This window comes from Glaciecola nitratireducens FR1064, assembly GCF_000226565.1.
GTDB lineage: Bacteria > Pseudomonadota > Gammaproteobacteria > Enterobacterales > Alteromonadaceae > Glaciecola > Glaciecola nitratireducens.
In genome coordinates this window covers 2197156-2214254 of the sequence record NC_016041.1, presented here as the reverse complement: position 1 = coordinate 2214254, position 17099 = coordinate 2197156, and the positions used below count along the sequence as shown (strand labels likewise).

Here is a 17099-nt window from a genome sequence, read left to right as displayed (position 1 = left end):
ATGCAGGAATTCTTATTTTTCATTACACCGTTTATACACTACTCAAGCCCGCAAGTTCAAATTCTTTGCATGATAGCCCAGCGAAAATGCAAAATTCTGGCTATTGTATTAGCTTCAAAGTGATATACTCCTGAAAAAAATAGCCCTATAGACTTAAGGAACATATTCACATGGCCGAGATTGAGCATCGACCGTCCAATTTTATCAGACAAATTATCGATAAAGATTTGCAAAGTGGCTTGCATTCTAGCGTAGCTACTCGCTTTCCACCTGAGCCAAATGGTTATTTACACATTGGCCATGCTAAGTCTATTTGCCTAAATTTTGGAATTGCTCAGGATTATCAAGGAACGTGTAATTTACGATTTGATGATACTAACCCAGAAAAAGAAGACATTGATTTCGTTAACTCTATCAAACACGATGTTAGCTGGCTTGGTTTCGAGTGGAATGGTAAAGAGCGTTATTCATCCAATTATTTCGATCAATTACACGGCTTTGCAGTTGAGCTCATTCAAAAAGGCTTAGCTTACGTTGACTTTAGTCCGCAAGAAAAGATGCGTGAGATGCGTGGAACATTAACTCAGCCAGGCATCAACAGCCCCTACAGGGATACTAGCCCTGAAGAAAATTTGACGCTTTTTGCAAAAATGCGAGCGGGTGAATTTAAAGAAGGCGAGTGTAGCCTGCGCGCTAAAATTGATATGACGTCATCCTTTATGTGTATGCGTGACCCGGTAATCTACCGTGTGAAATTTGCTCATCATCATCAAACAGGAGACAAGTGGTGCATTTACCCGATGTATGACTTTACTCACTGTATTTCTGATGCGATAGAGGGAATTAGCCATTCGTTGTGTACGCTTGAATTTCAAGACAATCGACGTCTTTACGATTGGGTCATAGAAAATATTTCAATTGACTGCACGCCAAGACAGTATGAGTTTTCTCGCCTTAATTTAGAATACACGGTGTTGAGCAAACGTAAACTGATCCAATTGGTTGAAGAGCATCACGTTAGTGGTTGGGACGATCCTCGGATGCCGACAATAGCTGGTATTCGCAGACGCGGCTACACGCCATCTTCCGTGCGAGAGTTTTGCCTGCGCATTGGTGTCACTAAAATGGATAACATGGTTGAGATGAGTATGCTCGAAGCATGTATTCGTGACGAACTCAACGCAAACGCACCTCGCAGAATGGCAGTAATAGAACCGTTGAAAGTGATTATTGAAAACTATCCAGAGGAACAAGTTGAATGGCTTGATGCACCTAACCATCCTTCTGATGAGTCGATGGGAACGCGCAAAGTGCCATTCAGCAAAGTACTGTGGATAGAAAAAGAAGACTTCAAAGAATCAGCAAATAAGAAATTCAAACGTTTGGTCCTTGATAAAGAAGTGCGATTACGCAATGCATATTTCTTGAGAGCCGATCGTTGTGATGTTGACGAAAACGGTGAAGTGACGACAGTATATTGTACATATGACCCGACAACGCTAGGTACAGACCCAGAGGATGGCCGCAAAGCTAAGGGCGTAATTCACTGGGTTAGTGCTGCTAAAGGTAAGCAAGCCGACATTCGATTGTATGATCGTTTGTTTACTGTGCCCAACCCAGCGGCGGAAGAAGAGTTTACTGCAACGATTAACCCTGAATCCTTGATTGTTAAGAAAGGTTTTGTTGAACCGTCTCTCGCAACGGCCGAAATTGCACAAGCGTTTCAGTTCGAGAGAACAGGTTATTTCTGTATTGATAAAGACAGCAAGCCAGACGCTTTAGTTATTAACAGAACGGTTGAGCTCCGTGATACATGGGCAAAAATGAATCAGTAAATTTGTTTGTGGCAAGTGGGTCACTTGAAAGATAGATATAAAAGGGTCGCCTGAGTAATTGGGCAACCCTTTTTACAATCTACATGTTTAGTTTTTGGATGGCTTCTTTGATGAGAAAAAACCTACTTAGGCTGGCAGTCTAACGATTGACCATTCACGCCTTTACTGTCATCAGAGGCTAAGTATAAATAGCTAGGCATGATATCACTTGGGGTTTTCAATGAATCGGGCTTTTCACCAGGAAACGCTTTTGCTCGCATTGTCGTTCTCGTCGCTCCAGGGTTGATGCAATTAAATCGAACACCTGTGTTTTTATATTCGTCTGCAAGCACCTGCATCATGCCCTCTGTTGCAAATTTGGAAATACTGTAAGTTCCCCAGTAAGCGCGTCCATTTCGACCAACTGACGATGTTGTGTAGATAACGGAGGCTGACTTATTCAATTTTAGCAGCGGCAGTAGGGCTTGAGTCATAAAAAACTGACTGTTCAGGTTAACCTGATTAACCTCTAAAAATTCTGACTCTTTAATTTCTTCAAACGGGCATAAATTGCCAAGAACACTGGCATTAAATAACACGACATCAATTTTTTTATACTGCCCTTCAATACTGGCGACCATTTCCTGATAGTGCTTAGGAGTGGCACCTTTAAAATCGATTGGCACGATGGCTGGTGTTACGCCGCCATTATTGATTATCTCATCGTAGGTGCTTTCTAACTTTGACACGGTTTTGCCCAGTAAAATTAGTTCAGCACCGTGTTTTGCGAAAGTAATAGCGGCTTGTTTGCCAATACCGTCACCAGCACCTGTCACGATAACTACCTTATTTTCCAATGCATTGTTTGCAGGTTTATATTGAAGCGCAGCGTTTTCTGTAATTGATTGCATATTTGAATGATTTTTATTTGCTTAGAATCGAAAGTAGCTATGGTAACTTACAATATTATGAGGCTAAAGCGCTTCGTGCTTATTTATTAATATTTAGTAATTTTAATTACAAAGTGTTAACAAACCTTTGCAAATTGAACTCAAAGTCAATACTATTACGCTAATTATAACTGGTCATACTTGTTAGAGTATCCGCAATACCATCACGTTAATAAAAAGTAAAAATGTGATGGCTTAATATTATCTGCAAGCAAGTGGGGAAAATGAATGAATAAATTGTTAATCAGCACCAGTGTTTTGGCCGCCTTAGGCCTAGCTGGCTGCGGCAGCGACACTTTGGAAGAAATTAATACCGAAGCAACGCCACAAACTCCTTTTTCGCGTATCGTCTTTGATCCGGCGAACGGTAACTTAAACATTCCAAATGACTTATTAATGCTGCCAGGGGATGATGGCTTTTTCGATTACACACTGAATATCCCAGTCGCTGATCCTACTAATTTTGGCGATCCTCAAAATGCATTGAATATTCTCGACGGTTGGTCAACTAACCAGCCTTTCGTTATTGATGTTGAAACACCACCTAATGCTTCACTAGATGCATCAACGTTGAGTGCAGGCGTACATTTATACGAAGCGACACTTGGCTTAAATCAACAAGACGCTGATTGCGCTGCTATTCCAATTCCTAGCGCGGGCTGTAAAGTAGGCGACAAACTAGCGTTTGGTGTTGACTACGTTCTGAGCCTAGCTGATAACAACACAATTGCTTTTGTACCTTTAAAGCCACTGAAAGCGGCGCAAGGCTATTTGTTAGTGATGACTGAGGACCTTAAAGATTCATCGGGTAAGCCGGTAAAAGGTTCTACTACTTGGGATTTAGTATCTCAAGACATCGATACTAATCCTCTTGCGACCGAATCTCAGTTGAGCCTACAAAACTTGATCAATCTGCATCTTGATTCACTGTCAAACGCTGGCGTTCAGACTGACAACGTTACTTATGTTTCAGCATTCACAACTCAGTCAATTTCTACGGTACTCGACACCGTCAAGCAACTGATGATTGCTGAATTTGCAGGTAGAGCTGCCGCAGGCGACCCTACAGCAGGAGAAGCACTCCCAGCGATAGTAACAAGAGATGTTGAATCAGGCACAAACACAATGGAAGCCTTGGGTTTGGTTTCCAATCAGCTTGTAGCTGGTGCAGTACAACAAGGTATTGATGGCTTACCGGCAGAAGCCGCAGCGCTCATCCCCGCGATTAATGCAGCTGATTTTTCAACGTTCACTACATGCTCTGGTTTGTTGGTTAGTGCTGGAGGTGGTTTTGGTAACGATATTCCTCAAGTAAATGAATTTGCCGCGGGTGTTGCGACAGGGATTTTAGGTCAAGTAGGGCAATTTTGTGCTGCGAGTAGATATGAAGGTAACATTTCATTGCCTTACTACTCAGCAATCCCCAGTGCCGAAAATCCATTAGCGCCAGTCAACAGATTCTGGACTGCCGCATGTGACAGTGGCATCGTTTTAGCTAACGCCGGTTCTGCATTGGCAACGGCTCAGCCGGGTCCAAATGCAGCATTGTGTACTCAAGTCGGTTTGGCTGATGTAAGAATTAATGGTGAGTTACTCGATCGCGACCGTAACTTAACTAAGTTCAACCCTGTTCCACAGTTGAAGGGCGGAAATCAAGGTTTTGAAACCTTAGATGTGCAGGTAACTGTACCTAATCCTCAGGTGGCTGCTGCTCTTGGTTTTGATATTGCAAAGCCAGACGCTGGTTGGCCTGTGGTTATGTTAGCTCACGGCATTACATCACAAAAAGAAGATATGCTTGCCGTCACAGGTGCCTTATCTTTGGCAGGTTTTGCTACTTTTGCAATCGACCAACCAATACACGGCTCACGTGGCTTTGACTTAGACGGTGATGGTAACGATGATTTAAATGCAACAACTGTCAGTGCAACGCACTACCTTAACCTAGGTGTATTACCGACAGGAAGAGACAACTTGCGTCAAAGTGTATCTGATTTATTAGGTCTCAGATTGGGCTTAAATGCGGTTGTTGATACAACAGCATCACAATCAGTTGATATTGATACATCTAATGTTTCAATCTTTGGTGTTTCTCTTGGTGCAATCACTGGCGGTAACTTTGCGTCTATCGCAAACACTGGTTTTGCAGGTCCGCTAGCTGCCTTTGACAGCATGTTTGCAATACAATCTGCAACCTTAGAGTCTCCAGGCGGTGGTACAGCAAACTTCCTGCTAGAATCAGCGGCGTTTGGTCCGTTAATCAAAGGATTGCTATTGTCACAAGGCTCGCCAGATTTTCAAGCATTCTTAATCAGCACATTTGGCTCCGTTAATGTGTCAGAGGCTGAATTAGTAGGTGCGGTGAACGGGTTTTTAGCAGCATTAACGCCAGAGCAGCTTGCTGGTGCCAATGCATTGTTTGCTCAATTCTCTTTTGCAGCTCAAACGATGATTGATTCAGCAGATCCTATTAATTACTTTACTAATTTAGCAAGCAACACCCCAGTGCTGATGCAAACTGTGATTGGTGATGGTGGTGAGAATCTGCCTGACCAAGTTATTCCTGTAACGACAGCATTGCCTTTGGCGGGTCAGCAGGCCTTAGCGAATATCATGGGATTACAACAAATATCAGTCACGGCTAGTGGTGGCACAAGCCCAATTAGCGGTATTGTAAAATTTGTTGAAGGCGCTCATGCGAGCAGCTTAAACCCTGCTAGAAGCCCAGCTGTAACAGCAGAAATGCAGCGAGAGCTAGCAAATTATGTTGGTTCGGGTGCGACTGTGATTGTTATTACCAATGAAGACGTAGTTGCCAATTAAGCATTATTGAAGCATCGATAAATAAACGCTAAAAGCCAGCTTTACAGCTGGCTTTTTTTAACTATAACATTGTTATAATCTTTCAAGGTTTCACGCAGTAAGGAAAAGTTTCAATAATCGTAAGGGAACAAACACTTATAAATGGCTTAAATACTCAATGTTGCTTACTGTTAACAAAGGTGTGCATGTTAATTGTAAAAAAATCATTAATTAATTGTAAAGCATCTGGTTTTTTGACTAAACTGGCGTATCGTTTTGGATCTAAAATATAAAAAAGGGATATATTCTTGATGAACTTACACTTTGGGTTATTCAAACAAACACTTACGGTTGTTGCTGTTGCAATAGCGCTATCTGGCTGCGGGAGCGATGAAAAGCAATATACATTGACTCAGCCGCCGTTACCGGCTGCTCCATCAGCACCTCCAGCCGCTGCACCTGTTTTACCTGCATTTGACACTGACGGCGTTTTAGAAGCAAATATTCGTTGGACAGACTATGGTGTTCCTCATGTTACTGCTGACAATCTTGAAGGCATGTCATTTGGTGTGGGTTATGCGTTTGCACAGGATAACTTGTGTATCTTAGCCGACCAAATCGTCAAATATAATTCTGAACGTTCCAAATACCTAGGTCCAGACAGAAATCCTGGCAGCGGCGATTCAGAACACCTTATTAATGACTTCGGATTCTTGACCGTTGGCATTCGTGAACTCGCAGAGCAAAATTTAGCAACTCTCAGCGCTAATAGTCGCGCAATGCTGAGTGGCTACACAAAAGGGTACAACCAATACCTAAACGAAACAGGTGTTGCGAATATTGATCCTAGCTGCGCTGGTCAACCGTGGGTGCAGGAAATTGACAGTATCGATTTACTAACTTACTCGATGGGCGTTTCACTTCTACCTGGAGCAGCAAATTTCCTCGGTCCAATGTTTCTAGCCGCTCCTCCAGGAGAGAATCCATTACCAACGCCTGCAACAGCAGCCCTTAATGTAGATTCAAAGCAAACACTTCCATTTAAGATTCAGCCTACAATCAGCTTACCAGAACGTAATCCACAAGAAATGGGATCGAACGGTTGGGGCTTAGGATCGGATAAGACTGAAAATGGTATGGGCATGGTGCTGGGTAATCCTCATTTCCCACATACCGGTAATTTACGCTTTTGGCAATTTCATACTACTATTCCTGGTCATTTAAATGTGATGGGTGGCTCATTGATGGGCTTGCCCGGCGCGGTCAATATTGGTTTCAATGAAAACGTTGCGTGGACCCACACTTTCTCTACAGCAGAGCACTTTGTGGTTTATCAACTTCAACTAGATTCCGATGACGCTAGTGGTCTAACGCATTCTGTTGATGGTAATAGACGAACTATCTTCAAGAAAGAACTGGTTATTGATGTTGCTGTTGCACCAGGACAAACAATTAAACTTAAGAAGAATTCTTACTCAACTAACTATGGCCCAATGATTGTAGTTCCAGGGAGTTTTGGATGGGGAGCAGGCGGTTCAGCATTTGCTATAAAAGATGCTAATTTACCTAATTATGATGTTCTGGATCATTGGTTAGCAATGAATTTAGCTGGCGATATGAATGAGTTTAAACAAGCATTCAAGGACTACGATGGCGTTATTTTCAATAACACTATGGCCGCGTCTAAAGAGGGTGAAGTTTTCTATATTGACGATTCAACAGTGCCAGGTTTAACGGCAACAGCCGTGAATGAACTGACAACTAATCCTCTGTTAATCCAAACCAAAGAAGTAGCTGGTTTTACGGTACTGCCGGGTTTTGCAAGCGCGTTTGATTTCAATGCACCGGTCTCCTATGAAAATGCACCTAAGTATGAAGGCACAGATTATGTGCAAAATTCAAATGATAGCTTTTGGTTAACTAACTTTGAGAATCCAATTACTGGCGTTTCGCCATTATACGGTAAGGTGGGCAACCAACAGTCTTTGCGTTCAAGAATGGCGCATAAGCTTCTTAATCAAGCGTCGGGCTCTGACGGCAAATTCAACATGATGGAAGTTGAAGAGGCGTTGTTTAGTAATCGTTCTTATCTCAGTGAGGATATTTTTACTGAGATTTTATCTATATGCCAATCAAACAGAGAGGTTGATTTCGATGTTAATGGGCGTACGGTTACTTTAGGTGAAGGTTGTGACGCAATGAGTGCTTGGGACGCGACAATGAATGTTGATAGTGTCGGCGCTCACGTCTTTAGAGAGTTTGCATTTCAATTTAGACGCAATCCTCAGTGGGCCGTTGCTTATGATGCAGACGACGTTCTCAATACGCCAAGAGGCTTAAAGTATAACTCCACTACACTGATGCAATTAGCGACTGCAATCGACAAAATTGAACGTGCCGGCATCGCATTAGATGCGACATTGGGCGAAGTTCAGTTTGTTGAGAAAGGCACTGCAGAAGGTCTACCGAGTGGCGAACGCTTCCCATGGGGCGGAGCGCACAACGTAGAGGGTGGTTTTAATGTATTTGATGCAAGAACCTCTAACAATGGTACTGAACTGCCTAGTCATACCTATCCTATGATGGACAATACATCGATATTGAGTGCTGATGCTAAGGGTTACCATATAACTTACGGGAGTAGCTGGATGTTTATAGCTAACTTTACGGAAGATGGTCCTGTTGCTCGTGGTCTTTTAAGTTACTCACAATCGCATAATCCTGAGTCGGAGCAATCTGATGATCAAACCAAACTTTATTCTTCTCAACCGCAATTGCGTCCATTGCGCTTTACTGAGGCAGATATCGCAGCGAATTTGGTTAAAGAGATGAATGTTAGTAATGCACCTCAAGAGTAATTAGGCGAAATTCGCTATTATTTGAAGTGCGTGTCTAATTTATGTGATATAAATTCGCGCAGTAGATGATGTTGAGTAGCGTGTACATCAAAATTAAAAGGGCCTTTTGGCCCTTTTGTTTTTTCGTTTCAGCCCAATATCTCCCAAAGCAATGTAGCGCATAATTGAAGTCAATAGGAGCGTAGTTTGGAATTTTTATTTGTATATGGTTTGTTTTTGGCCAAAGCAATTACCATCGTTGTTGCGATAGTTGTCGTTGTTGGCTTTATTGTTGGTATGGCTGCAAAGCAGAAGCAAACCAGCGGTAACCTAGAGTTCGAGTCTTTATCTGAACATTTCGACGATATCAAAAGCCAAGCACAGCATGTTCTTTTAGATAAGGACGAGCTGAAAAAAGCTGAAAAAGAAGAAAAGAAAAAGCAGAAAAAGAAATCAGCCAAGAAAGGCGAAGATAAAAAAAGTAACATGTTCGTTTTGCACTTTAATGGCTCAATGAACGCGCAAGAGGTTGAGCAACTGCGCGAAGAAATTACCGCGATACTGTGTGTCGCAAGCAAAGATGATGAAGTGTTAGTTAACGTTGAAAGTGGTGGTGGCGTTGTGCATGGCTACGGACTTGCGGCATCTCAACTGCAGCGCATCAAAGATAAAGAAATCAAACTGACTGTCAGTGTTGATAAAGTGGCTGCGAGCGGCGGATACATGATGGCCTGCGTAGCAGACCACGTAATTAGTGCTCCGTTTGCTATTATTGGTTCAATTGGTGTTATTGCGCAGTTACCGAACTTTAATAAGGTATTGAAGAAAAACGATATTGAGTTTGAACAACATACAGCAGGGGATTTTAAGCGTACTTTAACGATGTTCGGTGAGAACACAGCGGAAGGGCGAAATAAATTCAAAGCAGAAATTGAAGACGTGCATCTTATGTTCAAAGAGTTTGTTCAGCAACATCGTCCACAGCTAGATATCGATAAAGTTGCGACAGGCGAATATTGGTATGGACAAAGAGCTAAAGAACTGAACTTGGTTGATGAGTTGAAAACGTCTGATGACTTTCTAATGGAAGCAAATAGTCGTTTTAAACTGTTCAACATCAAATATGCAGTTAAGAAGACTTTAGCACAAAAGCTTGGGTTTTCAGCATATCAAGCGGTCGAGCAAACTTTCATGAGATTAGTCGATGCAGGTAACAAGCTATATCGCTAGCTGATTTCTAAAATTTGAGCAATAAAAAAGCGGCTTAGCCGCTTTTTTAATTATTAACCTACTATTTTAGGTTGTCGTAAGCTTGGCTCAGAGCAACTACCTTGGAGCTTTAGCACCAGGATTAGTGTCTTGAATTTGCTTAGTATAAAAATCCTTCACTGAAAAGCTCGAAGCCGATTTCTTAGCTTTTGCTTTCGCTTTAGCAGGTGCTTTGGGCTTGTCTGCTTTTGCAGCAGCTTTTGGCTTCTCCGCTTTAGCTTCTTTCGCAGGTTTTTCCGCTTTTGCTTTTTTAGGAGCAGGCGTTTCCATACTATCAGCCATTTCTTCCAGCTGTGCTAAACGGATATTTTTACCACCGTCTACACTGTACCAACCACCTTTAGCCTCGATAGTTGGAGCTTTACCATTTGCTGCTTCATATGCAGCCGTGAATTTTGCTAAGACGCCGTCTTTGTCTAATTTGCTCATCTGTTCTTATGAACCCTTTTTGTTGTACTAATGTTAAGATAGTAACAGTGTAAACCTTTTTTATTTCAAATGTCTAATTTGAGTGGCTATGGAGCTATATTTTTGTGAAGAGACATGAATTTATTACCTTAATTGACGATTTACTACTGCCAAATACGGTTAACGATTATTGCCCAAATGGACTGCAAGTGGAAGGTTCTGATGAAATTAATAAAGTCATTACCGGCGTAACAGCATCTCAGGCTCTAATTGATGAGGCAATCAAGCGCAAGGCAAACTGTATTTTGGTTCATCATGGCTATTTCTGGAAAGGGGAGTCTCAGACGATTACAGGTCTTAAAATGCGCCGTATTAAATCGCTCCTAATGCACGATATTAATTTACTAGCGTATCATTTACCCATTGATATTCATCCAGAGCTGGGAAATAACGCACAACTAGGGAATTTATTGCAGGTAAATAATATTCAGTGTCACCCCAACTTGAAGCCAAGTGGCATAGTAATGTGGGGAGAACTAGGGGGAGAGGTTGAGGCAATCAACTTTAAACAGCAATTGGCAAGTATTTTACAGCGAGAACCCGTGCATGTGAGCGCAAACTCGGATAAAACGATTAAAAAGATCGCGTGGTGCACAGGTGGGGGACAAGGCTATATTGATGCTTGTGCGGAACTAGGCGTTGATGCCTTTATTTCTGGAGAGATATCAGAGCAAACAACACACAGTGCGCGCGAACTTGATATTCACTACTTTGCTGCTGGTCACCACGCTACTGAACGCTATGGCGTAAAGGCATTAGGAGAGTATCTAAGCCGCGTGTCGAACGTCGAAGTTGAGTTTGTGGACATCCCTAATCCGGCATAGGCCTGATTGAAAGTTGCTGATATAAATACGCTGATTTAAAGCCGGGCAACGTAACTGGATAAGAACGAATAAACATGAAAGATAAAAAACTAGTTACGCCAACGGATACTTTTTTTAACGGCATTGCTAATAAATTTGATAACAACATTTATGGCACCAGTAAAGGGCGTTTGCGTCATCAAATGCTGTTGCATTATTTATCGGCAATAATTCATTCACCGGAGTCCTATAGAGTTTTAGACGCGGGTGGTGGCACAGGAATGATGTCATTAGAATTTGCGCAAGCTGGCCATGATGTCACATTGTGCGATGGCTCAGACGAAGTGCTAAATATTGCGAAGCAGCGTTTAGCCGTGACAGCAAATGCGAGTATTGAACAAACAGATATACTATCACTTGATTACTCAGAGCATTTTGACGTCATACTGTGCCACGCTGTACTTGAGTGGGTGCAGCAGCCGATGATGATTGTCGACAAGTTATTTACTCAGTTACGCAAGGGCGGCCGATTGTCATTAACTTTTTTTAATCGTGATGCAGCTCTGTTTAATAATGCGATTTGGGGAAACTTTGATTATATTGATGCCGGTCTCAAAGCTCGCAATCAGGTAAGGTTAAACCCGCATAACGCGCAACGACCAAGTGAGATGATTCAATATATAAAGGATAAATACCCACAGTTTACAATTGAACACAAAGCGGGAATAAGATGTTTTCATGATTACTTACAAGACCGCACTAAGCAAGTTGATGAGTATGACAAGATACTGCAGTTAGAAATGAAGTACGGAGCAACCGAGCCCTATATGTGGCTCGGCAAATATTTTCATTTGATCATAAAGAAAAGCGAATAACCACAAATCATGTCACCCGCCAAATTAATCTAAGCGTTTAAGGCTTTCGTAATGTCAGCTTCAATTTGCTTTGGCTTGGTGGTTGGGCTGTAGCGTTTTAACACTTCACCATTTTTGCCAATCAAGAATTTAGTGAAATTCCATTTTATGCGTTTGCTTCCCAATATACCCGGAGCTTCATCTTTCAATAACTTATAGATTGGTGCGGCGTTGTTTCCATTAACCTCTACTTTTTTCGAAAGTGGAAATGATAGATTGAAACGCATTTCGCAAAATTCGGCAATATCGCTATCCGTGCCGGGCTCCTGATGACCAAATTGATCGCATGGAAAACCAATTAGCTCAAAGCCATGTTCTTTATGTGTTTTGTATAAAGCTTCTAATCCATCATACTGAGGCGTGAATCCACATTTGCTTGCGGTATTAACAATAAGGACGACTTTGCCTTTGTATTGCTCAAATGGAACGGTCTCGCCATTGTTAGCAACATAATCTAAATCATAGAATGTACTTGTCATATTATTCTCGTGTTAACGTGTTTTTTGTAGTGTAACAGCGAGTGCGTAATAGTCAGTAATTAAAAGCGGATATTGTATGAGTTTTAGGCAACATCTTCCGACAGTTGTTCGTCATATTCGGGCATGCGATATGCTTCAGGAAAGTCATTTATCTTCTTTTGAATCAAGGTAAATCTTTTCTTATTTGATTCGGATAAGCTTTTGTCTTTCAATTCCTCTACTAACTCGATAGTTTTTTGGTCTTTGTATTCGGCTTTCTTTATGTCGCTTAAACATTGTAATAAGTTGAGTGTGAAGGCAGGTACGCCGGGATTCAACTGACGCGCTTTATAAAAAAGCTCGATGGCGTCGTTCAGTCGATTACCAAGATAGAAAGCCATGCCTTCGTCGTTTACTCGTTTGGCTTTTTCTTCTGATAGCCCAAGTGACTTTTCCGTTTCTAGTATTAAGCTACCGGCCAATATAAAATCTATCTGGTTATCTTTAGCGGATAACTTTTTATCTACTTCGTTCCAGATTTCACGCGCTTTATCTTCTTTGCCCAAGCCAAACCAGACTTTAATTGCGTCGACCATAGTCGCCAATTTTGCGTTCTTTGCATCTCCGACAGTCTTATCTAGGATAATACGTTCTGCTTTTTGCTGGTCACCCTCTAGTATGCTGGCAAGAGCAAGCATGAAGTCACGCTGATGTTGGGTCTGATTGTCAAGGATACTTCTATTGGCGTTGCCAATAAGACATTTTGCTGCATGTAGCTTCGGAGCTCGGTCATTTACTGCAGAATTTTCAGCTAGCTGCAAGTGATATCTGGCTAGCTCTATGGTGTATTCATCAAACCTTTCTTTCACCGTAAAATTACTCTGGCGTTTTTTTTCTAACAGTCTTATTGCATCATCACTTCTTCCCTGCATCTTGTAAGCCAGTACTTTTAGCTTCGTTGCAGGAATTGTCAGATCATTCTCTTTGATATTGTCGAGAATCTTTTCAGCCAAACTATAATTTCCTTTGCCGATTTCAACGCATGCCATCCATTCATACGCCTTGTCTTTGGTTAGCTGCTCGCCTAATAGTCCATCTAGCATATTTTGACAGTGGCGCCATTGCCCAGACAGAAATTCGCTCTTGATAAGGCCCCAATGCGCCCAGAGCACGTTAGATGAACGATCGAGTATGCCTCGATATAGTTCAACGGCCTCAGAATAGCGTTGTTCGTTGATTAATAAGCGTCCCTTGAGTTTTGTAAACTCGGCTCTGATGCGTTTGCCTATGCTTCCTTTTAGAGCATTGTCGATGTACTTGAGGGCCATTGTTGACTGGTCATTATCTAAGTATTCGAGTGCTGGCTTCATTTTTTCACGAACAGTTAAGTAGTGAGCAATAGACGTATGTAAGGTTTTTATGGTGTAAGGTTTTATGATAAGAATGTCAGGGTGGACGTCAAGTATCTGGCTAATTGTCTGAGGTACCCTGTCAGAGGTTAAAAATACAATGCCCGTTGAAGGTTTTATTAGTTTTGCTTCCGTCAAGTACTGAACCCATTCAACACCGTTTTTACTTTGACCTAGGTGAAAATCAATAACAACGAGATCAAAATCGATTGTACGTAAACCGTTCCTAAGTTCCTTGCCGTTGCTGTAGCTGGCAATATCAAATTCGCCCAACGACATTAAATGGCTACGTAAATTGAGTCGCGCAGTTGCATTGTCCTCAACAATTGCGATTTTGACTTTGTACTTGATCATAATAATTTCATCCATTTTATTCTGTCTTGAGCTTATCAATTGACAGTCTAAGTTGCATTCAAGTTGAGCGAAATTTGGCCTGTTTTTGGGTATGTAGTGAAATACATAGGTCTGTAGGTTTGAGTAAAATCGGTATTACATAACAGGCACGTAACAATAACTTTACAATACAGAACTGGCTCGACTATACTTTACGTTTACGTAAAGGTAATGCCGGTTTACTGTAGCGGCATATTCACTTATCGAATCATCTTAAGGTTTACTATGAACAAAATAGCTCAATTGATTGATGGACAGTTTGTCCAATCTACAAGCACTGATTTTATTGAAGTGACAAATCCTGCTAACAACCAAGTTATCGCCCATGCGCCCTGTGCCACGGACGCTGAAATTGAGCAGGCTATTAGTGCTGCAACTAGTGCATTTAAAACTTGGAAAAAGGTTTCTGTGCCAGAAAGAGCGCGTTTAATGATGCGTTATCAGCATCTGCTTAAAGAACACCATGATGAAATTGCCACAATTCTGAGCGAAGAGACGGGTAAAACATTTGCTGATGCAAAAGGGGACGTCTGGCGTGGAATTGAAGTTGTTGAGCAGGCTGCCAATATTAGTTCGATGATGATGGGCGAAACTGTTGAGAACGTAGCAACTAACATTGATACCTACAGTATGATTCAACCCCTCGGTGTTTGTTTAGGCATTACGCCATTTAATTTCCCAGCGATGATCCCGCTATGGATGTTTCCATTGGCAATTGCCAGTGGTAATACATTCATATTGAAGCCGTCTGAGCAAGACCCAAAAACACCAATGAAATTAGCTGAACTCTTTCTTGAAGCCGGCGCACCTAAAGGTGTGTTGAACGTGATACATGGTGGCAAAGATCAAGTCAATTATTTGCTTAACCACGATGCGATAAAGGCTGTCTCATTTGTCGGTAGCGTGCCGGTTGGGCAGCATATCTATAAAACAGCAACTGACAACTTGAAGCGTGCGCAATGCTTTGCAGGCGCCAAAAATCACTCTGTGATTATGCCTGACGCCAATAAAGAATTTGTGTTAAACAATTTAGTTGGCGCAAGCGTTGGTGCAGCGGGACAGCGCTGCATGGCAATTTCAGTCGCTGTTTTCGTGGGTGAAAGCGCAGAATGGATACCAGAGTTAGCGAAAAGAATTGGTGAAGTCAAACCTGGACTTTGGGATGACAAAGACGCTGGATTTGGTCCATTGATCAGTCCTCAGGCAAAAGCAAAAGTATTGTCACTTATCGAAGAAGGCAAGAAGCAAGGCGCTACCTGTCTTGTTGATGGCTCTGACTTTACTTTGGAAGGATATGAAAGCGGTAACTGGGTTGGCCCAACTGTTTTCACTGATGTCACGACTGAAATGAGTATTTATCAACAAGAAATATTTGGTCCGGTCTTATGCTGTATGGTCGTCAATACGCTTGAGGAAGCAATTGAGCTAGTTAATTCGAACCCATTTGGTAACGGTACGTCAATCTTTACTGCTAGTGGTGCAGCTGCTCGTAAATATCAGAGCGATATAGAGGTTGGTCAAGTCGGTATTAATGTTCCGATCCCAGTGCCGCTTCCATTTTTCTCTTTTACCGGTTGGAAAAATTCATTTTACGGCGATCTTCATGCATACGGAAAGCAAGGCGTCCGCTTCTACACCGAGACAAAAACGATTACTTCTCGTTGGTTAGATGACGATATTCCTTCAGGTCCCAACATGACGATTGAACTAAAGTAATCTATTACCGTTTGATTCGGCCACATTGAACTAACGTAGCTTACTCCTAGAGTTTGCTACGCTATTCTTTTGCCGACGAAAAATTGAATACAGAGAGACTCAACTATGAATTTTGAATTAAATGAAGATCAAACTGCTTTTGCTGAAACCGCGAAACAATTCTCTGATCAAGAGCTAGCGCCATTTGCAGCTAAATGGGATCAAGAACACCATTTTCCTATTGAAACAATCAGAAAAGCCGGTGAGCTTGGCTTTTGTGGTTTGTATACGCCTGAAGAAGATGGCGGTCTGGGCCTTTCTCGACTAGATTCTTCCATTATTTTTGAACAACTCTCTATGGGCTGCACAACAACCACGGCTATGTTAACCATTCACAACATGGCAACGTGGATGATCGCAACTTGGGGCACGACAGCAGTTAAAGAAACTTGGATGTCGACCTTGGTGACAGGCGAAAACATTGCGAGTTATTGTTTAACTGAACCTGGTTCAGGTTCGGATGCTGCCTCGATGCGCACGACCGCGAGAAAAACAGATTCAGGCTATGTGTTAAATGGCGCTAAAGTATTTATTTCGGGCGCAGGAGCCACACAAGTATTAGTGGTTATGGCCCGCACAGGAGAAGCTGGCGCGGCCGGAGTTTCTGCATTTGTTGTACCTGCTGATGCGAAAGGCGTTGAGTATGGTAAAGCAGAAGAAAAAATGGGTTGGAACGCGCAGCCGACAAGGATGATCACGTTTGTCGACGTGGAAGTGAGTGCCGATGCACTGCTGGGTAATGAAGGCGAGGGATTTAAGTTTGCTATGCAAGGCCTCGATGGCGGGCGCGTGAACATTGCTACTTGTTCTATCGGTACTGCGCAGCAGGCATTAAATACAGCACAAGCTTACATGCAAGAGAGAACGCAGTTTGGTAAGCCATTAGCCAGCTTTCAGGCTTTACAATTCAAACTTGCCGACATGGCGACAGAACTTGTTGCTGCACGACAAATGGTTAGGCTAGCGGCAAGTAAATTAGATAACAATCACCCCGATAAGAGCACTTACTGTGCAATGGCGAAACGCTTTGCTACCGATGTTGGCTTCGAGGTTTGTAATCAGGCATTGCAAATACACGGCGGTTACGGCTACATCAAAGAATATCCGCTGGAGCGTCATGTACGTGATGTAAGAGTGCACCAGATACTCGAAGGCACAAATGAGATTATGCGCGTTATTATTGGTCGTCGTTTGATCTCCTCTGATATAGAAATACTGTAGGAGTAA

Annotated in this window: 12 protein-coding genes; 8 read left to right on the top strand and 4 right to left on the bottom strand. The window is 42.2% G+C overall.

Annotation, left to right across the window (positions count from 1 at the left end):
• The first annotated feature begins 170 nt into the window (after positions 1-170).
• Positions 171-1835, top strand: a complete 1665-nt coding sequence (gene glnS / locus GNIT_RS09565) for a glutamine--tRNA ligase (protein ID WP_014108992.1) — start codon at positions 171-173, stop codon at positions 1833-1835.
• 122 nt (positions 1836-1957) lie between these two features.
• Here the strand turns inward: glnS and GNIT_RS09560 are convergent, their stop codons facing one another.
• Positions 1958-2725, bottom strand: coding sequence for a YciK family oxidoreductase (locus tag GNIT_RS09560; RefSeq protein ID WP_014108991.1), 768 nt, complete (start codon positions 2723-2725; stop codon positions 1958-1960).
• Positions 2726-2992: 267 nt separating this feature from the next.
• Between GNIT_RS09560 and GNIT_RS09555 the strand changes: the two genes are divergently transcribed.
• The 3 genes from GNIT_RS09555 to sohB all read left to right on the top strand — a co-directional run bounded on the left by GNIT_RS09555 (position 2993) and on the right by sohB (position 9633).
• A complete protein-coding gene (locus GNIT_RS09555) occupies positions 2993-5587 on the top strand; it encodes a VolA/Pla-1 family phospholipase (RefSeq protein ID WP_014108990.1) in 2595 nt (864 codons plus the stop codon).
• Between the two features lie 290 nt (positions 5588-5877).
• Positions 5878-8424 carry an acylase gene (locus GNIT_RS09550; RefSeq protein WP_014108989.1) on the top strand — a complete coding sequence of 849 codons (2547 nt, stop codon included), beginning with the start codon at positions 5878-5880 and terminating at the stop codon, positions 8422-8424.
• 186 nt (positions 8425-8610) lie between these two features.
• A complete protein-coding gene (gene sohB, locus GNIT_RS09545) occupies positions 8611-9633 on the top strand; it encodes a protease SohB (protein WP_014108988.1) in 1023 nt (340 codons plus the stop codon).
• 96 nt (positions 9634-9729) lie between these two features.
• Here the strand turns inward: sohB and GNIT_RS09540 are convergent, their stop codons facing one another.
• Positions 9730-10101 (bottom strand): hypothetical protein, encoded by a 372-nt coding sequence (locus GNIT_RS09540; protein ID WP_014108987.1) that lies wholly within the window; start codon positions 10099-10101, stop codon positions 9730-9732.
• 98 nt (positions 10102-10199) lie between these two features.
• Between GNIT_RS09540 and GNIT_RS09535 the strand changes: the two genes are divergently transcribed.
• The gene (locus GNIT_RS09535) at positions 10200-10964 is read left to right on the top strand and encodes a Nif3-like dinuclear metal center hexameric protein (protein ID WP_420492360.1); all 765 of its coding nucleotides are present in this window, start codon (positions 10200-10202) and stop codon (positions 10962-10964) included.
• A gap of 74 nt (positions 10965-11038) precedes the next feature.
• Entirely contained in the window at positions 11039-11818 is a 780-nt protein-coding gene (locus GNIT_RS09530; protein ID WP_014108985.1) for a methyltransferase domain-containing protein, read from the top strand.
• A gap of 29 nt (positions 11819-11847) precedes the next feature.
• Here GNIT_RS09530 and GNIT_RS09525 read toward each other — a convergent pair whose 3' ends face one another.
• Together GNIT_RS09525 and GNIT_RS09520 are read right to left on the bottom strand one after the other, a co-directional pair.
• On the bottom strand, positions 11848-12336 hold the full coding sequence (locus tag GNIT_RS09525) for a glutathione peroxidase (protein WP_014108984.1): 489 nt from the start codon (positions 12334-12336) through the stop codon (positions 11848-11850).
• An 83-nt stretch (positions 12337-12419) separates the two neighbouring features.
• Positions 12420-14093 carry a response regulator gene (locus GNIT_RS09520; protein WP_014108983.1) on the bottom strand — a complete coding sequence of 558 codons (1674 nt, stop codon included), beginning with the start codon at positions 14091-14093 and terminating at the stop codon, positions 12420-12422.
• 249 nt (positions 14094-14342) lie between these two features.
• Here GNIT_RS09520 and GNIT_RS09515 point away from each other — a divergent pair, with 249 nt between their 5' ends.
• The gene (locus GNIT_RS09515) at positions 14343-15833 is read left to right on the top strand and encodes a CoA-acylating methylmalonate-semialdehyde dehydrogenase (RefSeq protein ID WP_014108982.1); all 1491 of its coding nucleotides are present in this window, start codon (positions 14343-14345) and stop codon (positions 15831-15833) included.
• A gap of 105 nt (positions 15834-15938) precedes the next feature.
• Positions 15939-17093, top strand: coding sequence for an acyl-CoA dehydrogenase family protein (locus tag GNIT_RS09510; RefSeq protein ID WP_014108981.1), 1155 nt, complete (start codon positions 15939-15941; stop codon positions 17091-17093).
• Positions 17094-17099: the final 6 nt, after the last annotated feature.